Origin of the sequence: Protofrankia sp. CiT1 (genome assembly GCF_917627335.1) — a bacterium.
Lineage (GTDB): Bacteria > Actinomycetota > Actinomycetes > Frankiales > Frankiaceae > Protofrankia.
The window spans coordinates 1009-7278 of sequence record NZ_CAKJTP010000107.1 but is presented as its reverse complement, the minus strand read 5'-3'; the positions used below and the strand labels follow the sequence as shown (position 1 = coordinate 7278).

Annotated in this window: 5 protein-coding genes; 2 read left to right on the top strand and 3 right to left on the bottom strand. The window is 66.7% G+C overall.

Going from position 1 to position 6270, the window contains the following annotated elements; genetic code table 11:
• From MJ785_RS15695 to MJ785_RS15685, 3 genes are all read right to left on the bottom strand, one after another.
• On the bottom strand, window positions 1-2444 hold a 2444-nt coding region (locus tag MJ785_RS15695; protein WP_239381503.1), incomplete at its 3' end, for a bifunctional diguanylate cyclase/phosphodiesterase.
• A gap of 596 nt (window positions 2445-3040) precedes the next feature.
• The gene (locus MJ785_RS15690) at window positions 3041-3241 is read right to left on the bottom strand and encodes a DUF3073 domain-containing protein (RefSeq protein ID WP_239308768.1); all 201 of its coding nucleotides are present in this window, start codon (window positions 3239-3241) and stop codon (window positions 3041-3043) included.
• A gap of 188 nt (window positions 3242-3429) precedes the next feature.
• On the bottom strand, window positions 3430-4500 hold the full coding sequence (locus MJ785_RS15685) for a Glu/Leu/Phe/Val dehydrogenase (RefSeq protein WP_239308769.1): 1071 nt from the start codon (window positions 4498-4500) through the stop codon (window positions 3430-3432).
• Window positions 4501-4741: 241 nt separating this feature from the next.
• Here MJ785_RS15685 and MJ785_RS15680 point away from each other — a divergent pair, with 241 nt between their 5' ends.
• Window positions 4742-5578 (top strand): hypothetical protein, encoded by an 837-nt coding sequence (locus MJ785_RS15680; RefSeq protein WP_239308770.1) that lies wholly within the window; start codon window positions 4742-4744, stop codon window positions 5576-5578.
• A 152-nt stretch (window positions 5579-5730) separates the two neighbouring features.
• The gene (gene bldC, locus MJ785_RS15675) at window positions 5731-5937 is read left to right on the top strand and encodes a developmental transcriptional regulator BldC (RefSeq protein ID WP_013871846.1); all 207 of its coding nucleotides are present in this window, start codon (window positions 5731-5733) and stop codon (window positions 5935-5937) included.
• Window positions 5938-6270: the final 333 nt, after the last annotated feature.

The window sequence follows — 6270 nt, the reverse complement described above, 5'->3', positions numbered from 1 at the left end:
GGGCGCCGGCGGTGCAGCGGCAGGATCCGAGCGTTCGTGCCCACGGCCAGCCGCGGGGTGGAAGCGGCCTCCCGCAGCCGGCTGGTCAGCTCGGCCAGCGGCATGGCCGCGCCGATGTGCAGCCCCTGGGCGAAGTCGCAGTGCAACGCCGTCAGCGCTTCCATCAGCTCGGCGGTCTCCACCCCTTCCGCGACCACCCGCAGGTTGTGGGTGTGCGCCAGGTGGATGGTGGCTGCGACGATCGCCGCGTCGCCTTGCTCGACCAGTAGTTTTCGGACGAAGGTCTGATCGATCTTGACCTCGTCGAGCACCCGTTCCTGCAACAGGGTCAGGGAGGAGAAGCCGGTACCGAAGTCGTCAACAGCGATCCGGACGCCGATCTCCCGGAGGCCGCCAAGAAGCCGATGGGCTGTCGTCTTGTCCGCCATCATCGCGGTTTCGGTGATTTCCAGTGTGAGCGAAGAGGCCGGCACACTGTACTTCACCAGCAGTTTTGCCACTTCGCCGGGAAGGTCGGTGTTCAGGAGATTGCGGGCGGAGAGGTTGACCGACACCGTGATGTCGAAGCCGCTGGCGCGCCAGCCGGCGCAGGCGATCAGAGCCTGCTCCAGGATCACCCTGGTGAAGTCCTGTACCAGCCCGGACTGTTCGACCGCGGGAACGAACCTCTCGGGGGAGAGCATCCCCCGAGAGGGGTGGTCCCAACGGACGAGTGCCTCGACACCACTGATCTGACCGGTTTGCAGCTTGACCTGGGGCTGGTAGTTGAGCACGAGCTCGTTTTCGCTGATCGCGGATTTCAGCTCCGCCACGAGCGCGAGGCGTTCGAGTGAGGCATCGTGGCTGTCGGCTGTGAATCTCCGCCATCGAGGGTGGGAGCATTTCGCCTGGTACATGGCTATGTCGGCGTGTTGTAACAGTTCTTCGCTGGTCGTGCCGTCGTCCGGGCAGCAGGCGACGCCGAGCGACGCCTCCACGGCCAGCGGTATGCCGTCCAAGACGACGTCGCGGCACAGCACATCGGCGAGTTCCGCCGCGACCGTCTCGACCTGTGCCGGACTTTCGACGCGGGTGATGAGAACCGCGAACTCGTCCCCACCGAGCCGTGCGACCACATCGCTGTCCCGGCTGCTCCGGCGCAGCCGTTCGGCGATGGCTTGCAGGACGCGGTCGCCGGCGCTGTGCCCAAGGGTGTCATTTATGATCTTGAAGCGATCGAGGTCGATCATAATAAGGCCGACGCAGCCGCCGGTCACGGATTGTCGTTCGAGTTCAGCGGTGGTTCTTGCCATCAACAGGCGCCGGTTGCCGAGTCCGGTCAGCCAGTCGTGGTTGGCGTCGTGCGCCTGTTCCTGTGCCTGTCGGCGCGCGTGGGCATTGAGCCGGGTGTGGGCGAGAGCGTGGGAGACGGTGTGGGTGAACGCGACAAGTATTTGATCTTCGCGTTCGTGCCAGGCCACCGGTTGGCGGAAGGACAACGTGAGAACACCGATCCACAGCTTGCCCGCCATCAGCGGGGCGGCAATCTCCTGGACCTGGCGTACCGCTCGAGGGCGGCGCCGGAGCGGCGCTGGCGCATGGCTCGCGACCGGTGCGCTTTCCGGAGCCGGAGGCAGGTCGGCCACCTCGCTGGGGGCGTCCAGGTGCGCCGATGGGGTGGGCCAGAGCAGCAGCGCGGTGTCGTCTGCCTGGAACAGCGTCGCGGCCCGGTGCCGGGCGATTCCGACGATGGCCGATTCGTCCCCGTCCGCGAGTTCCCGGGACACGAAATTGATCTCTTTCCAGCGATTGCTCTCCGCCAGTGACCGCAGTCTGAACTGATAGGCGATGGTGAGACCGGCCGCCGCGAGCGGGACCGCGAACAACGTGATCGCTTTCCAATACGTGGTCGTGACCACCAGTAGGCCGAAAGTGGCGGTCATGCCTGCCGCGCCGAGCCACGGGACGCAGCGGAGGTACTCGGTGGGTGCTCGAGCCGACCAACGGGCGGTGGCGGCGGTCTGGATCAACATCGAGACCGTGTAGAGCGCGGTGGCGACAGCCGCCGCCGCGAAGGCCTGTGGGGCAGGGAACGCCACCAGCGGGCTGCGGCTGCCCATGAACACGGCCGCCGTCAGGATGGCGAGGATGGTGCCCGCGGTCACGATGGCGCTGTGTAACAACGTTTGGCGAGGTCCGCGCCGGACGACGAAACGCGGTGCCAGCATCCCTGTGACGGCGAGCACGACAACCCACGCGCCCGGTATCAGGGTGAACGCGTCCCAGCGGGGCCTGTCGTCCCACGCGGCCAGGATTCCCCCACCTGCCGCGACCAGCAGGGATGTGAGCGAGAACGCGCCGCGTAGCGTCGTGAGTGTGCGAGAAGGGACGAGCGCGACGCTACCTTGGGTAGCATCAGAAGGGGAGGCCGTCGGCCGCTGCCCGGTTGGCGGCTTGGTGGACATGTAGCCGGCCCCCGTCTCGACCTTGTGGGCAACGCGCTGATGCCCACAAGCAGCCTTCTTGTAGGCTCATACGTTCAGTCCAAGATCCACTTGGTCGGAACGGTCGGTGCGGCCCGCCAGCCGGAGTTCCGCAAAGCTTCTGGACGCCTGAAAAGAACCATGATCGTGCGTCCTTCGGTTTGCTGGATGATCTTCATCCGTCGGCGGGGATCCGACTCCGTCAGTTTGCCACGTGTGCCGGTCGAGTCCGTACGGACCGGAATGGTTGACGGAAGTACCGTTCATCAGGGCACAGGCCACACCGGAGCCATCGCCGAATGCGGCGCACGGGTCACCGGCTTCTGGCGGCTGTCCGCCGAGGCCGGCCGCGCCCGGACACCATGGTCTGATGGCATGCGCCAAAGAGCATGCATGGATGCGGCGCCGGATCCCGTGAACGCGGGCACGCAAGGGCCACGCGGCCGTTTTTCGACCTGGTAGGCCATGACCGCATGGGCTCCTTGTGGCCGCCGGCGACGCGATAATGATCACCATCGCGTCGCCCTTGGTCACATGGGAGCCCGGAATCCGGAGACCCGCAACCATGCTGGTGTTACTTACCGCCGACCGGTGTCCTCGTCCTCGTCGGCGTAGTCGTACTCGTAGGAATCATCCGAGTACGGATCGTCCGCGATGTCTTCTCGCGCGCTACCGGCACCTAGATCGGCTTTCAGGCGATCCAGATCCATGTTGGGCGAGTTGTACTTGAGTTCGCGGGCGACTTTCGTCTGCTTGGCCTTTGCTCGGCCGCGCCCCATGGCTCGACCCCCTCGAACATGACGACGGGGACCCGCCCCGGTGCTCTCATTATCTCGTGCCTCCCGAGACTACAGGGATCGCGGGCTCCTGGGCACGCCAACCCGACAGTTCTCAGGCCGCGAGGCGATCGCGATGAGCGGCATGTGATGTGTGCCACAGGTCGAAATCTGAAATTGCTTGCCTGGAGTCATGGTACGAGGATCGTGCGTAGTTGTCCGATCTCGGCCATCCGGCGTTCGGCGAGCTGGGTGGCGGCGACGGTGGAGGTGACCGCGGTCTGCTCGGCGTGGGCGAGAACGTCCAGCGTCGAGGCGAAGATACGGCTGACCCTGGCCTGTGCCCGTTCGTGCGAGTAACCCTCGAACTCGTCCGCGGCCTGGATGAGGCCGCCCGCGTTGACCACGAAGTCGGGCGCGTAGAGCACACCCGCGGCGGCCAGTAGCTGATCCACTCCGGCGTCGGCGAGCTGGTTGTTAGCTCCGCCACACACGACGCGCGCACGCAGGGCGCCCACCACCTCCGCGGTGAGCGCCCCGCCCAGCGCGCAGGGCGAGTACACGTCGACGTCGGCGCTGACCAGCGCATCGGGATCGGCCCGGAGCTCGACCTCGGGATGCTCCGCGCGGACGCGATCCAGGGCGGCCTGGCTGACGTCCGCGGCGACCACCGTGGCGCCGTCGGAGAGCAGCCGGCGTACCAGGCGCCGGCCGACCTTCCCGAGCCCGGCGACGGCGACCCGGCGGCCGGCGAGCGACGGCGTGCCCCACACGTGCTCGGCGCACGCACGCATCCCCTCGAACACGCCGTAGGCGGTCAGGATGCCGGAGTCGCCGGAGCCGCCATGCAGCGGCGACCGGCCGGTGACCCAGCGGGACTCACGGGCGATGACATCCATGTCCTCGACGTAGGTGCCGACGTCACAAGCGGTGATATAGCGGCCCCCGAGCGAGCTGACGAAGCGCCCGTACGCGCGCAGCAGCCGCTCCGACTTGTCTCGGTGCGGGTCGCCGATGATCACTGCTTTGCCGCCGCCGAGGTCGAGGCCGGCGCAGGCGGCCTTGTAGGCCATGGCCCTGGACAGGGCGAGGACGTCAAGCAGGGCCGCGTCCTCGTCGGCGTAGGGATGGAACCTGGTCCCGCCGAGAGCCGGGCCGAGGGCCGTGGAATAGATTGCGATGATCGCACGCAGCCCGCTGGCGGGATCCACGCAGAACGTCACCTGTTCATGCTGTGAGCCGGCGGTGAAGACGGACCGCACCGGTGGGGCTCCCTTCGCCGGAGAAGGTTGGCTGGCAAGCGCACATAAGTGGTCGGCGCTGGGAGTCCTTCGGGGGCTGCCGGCGCCGACCACTAAGGGGCGTGGCTCGTGTCCGCAACCTATCCAGCCATGCCCGGACACGAGAACAAAAAGGTCGACGGGCGGTCGGCCGCGGGCCGGCGGCGGGCTCCGCGGCGCCCTGCGGCCCCCCGCTGAGGCCGTGGCGTGCCAGGATCTGTCTGTGGCTCCCGTGGTCAGTCCAGCGGCTTATCTGCGGGTGTACGAACCGCTGGCGGCATTTCCGCCGGCTGAGCGACTCCGTTGGGAGCGCTACGCGGCCAAGGGCCGGCTCCCCAGCCGCCGTGCCGGTGCTCGCCAGGAGCGGGTTATCGCCCTGGTCGCTACCATCCGGCCGTCGTTGGACGTCGCGGACGAGTCCGCCTTCATCCAGATGGCCGACGGCCTGATGTTCGTCTGTCCCTGGTACACCCAGCTGCGGGTGTGGCAGGCGGCGATGGAGTTCCGCGGTGGCTTGCCGGATCGGGTGGCGGAGGCCTTCATCCCGCGGCGGCTCGCGGACCCCGCCGAGATCGAGCTTGATCGTTGGCGTACCCGCCGCCCGGATCTCAAGGTCTACGTCCAGACGTGCACCTGGATGGTGCCACCACCATGGTTCGTCCTGTTCGCTCCGGCGGAGCGCATGTTGGTCACCGGTGACAGCGCCAACCGGTCGCTGTCGTACCGGACGTCGATGAGCCTTGCCCGGCGGCGGGTCGGACTGGCGCTGGAGGCGTTGGAGGTGCTGCGCAGGGTCGCTCCGGACTCGCCGGGCGTCGATGGCCTGGCTGAGATCAGAGGGTGGCTGGCGGACTTTCATCCGCACAGCTGGATCGAGCTCGACTACGGCGGGCTCGTGGATCTGCTCGACGACGACGCCCTGCGTAACGACACGTCGGTCGAAGACCTCGACGAGGCCCTCGACGCGTTACGCCGAGGGCGAACAGATGTGGCGGTTGCGGCCTATGAGCGAGTCTTGAACCGGTGGAGACCGGTTCAAGCAAGGGAGTCTGCAAGCTGACGGCTTGCAATCGATAACTGAGCGTGGCTGCTCGCTTCGGACGTCGTGTGACTAGTCAGCAGATGGTCCTGACGTGCCATGTCCGAAATGCCCCCGAAGGATGCACGATCTGTATGGGACGGAGCAACGCTCTGTGACGGGAGGCCAACACAATGACGACGAGAACACCGGACGCTGAGCCGCTGCTGACGCCCGCCGAAGTGGCAACCATGTTTCGAGTTGACCCGAAGACCGTGACCCGGTGGGCCAAAGCGGGCAAGCTCACTTCGATACGCACCCTTGGCGGTCACCGCCGCTACCGGGAGGCGGAGGTCCGCGCGCTCCTCAAGGGAATCCCATCCGTGGGAAGCGAGGTATAGCTCCACGCCGGTGCGATCGGATGCATCGGGTCCTCCTTTTTTGTCGCCATGGTCCATAAGTTCCAGTTACGGAGGGTTGCCAGTTGCTTGGGAGCCTCCGTTGCTTGAGGTGCGATCAGGCTAGATCCAAGGGGGATGTCGGTACGGCGGTTGTCCCAAGCGTGGGCGGCAGTTGTTTCTCTGATGTGTCAAGGCCGCTGACGGTGGGACGCTTCGGTACGTCCGGGCGTCTTTAGGATCTTCGGCTGGAAGGCGAGGCGGTCTGCCAGTCGAAGATCTACACCATCGCGGGCCCGCGGGGCGTGTTCTCGTTTTGGAGATCAGGACTCCTTA

Excerpts from the sequence above, each read along its gene's own strand:
- MJ785_RS15690 (WP_239308768.1), bottom strand. The coding sequence starts at position 3,241 with ATGGGGCGCGGCCGAGCAAAGGCCAAGCAGACGAAAGTCGCCCGCGAA.
- bldC (WP_013871846.1), top strand. The coding sequence starts at position 5,731 with ATGACGACGAGAACACCGGACGCTGAGCCGCTGCTGACGCCCGCCGAA.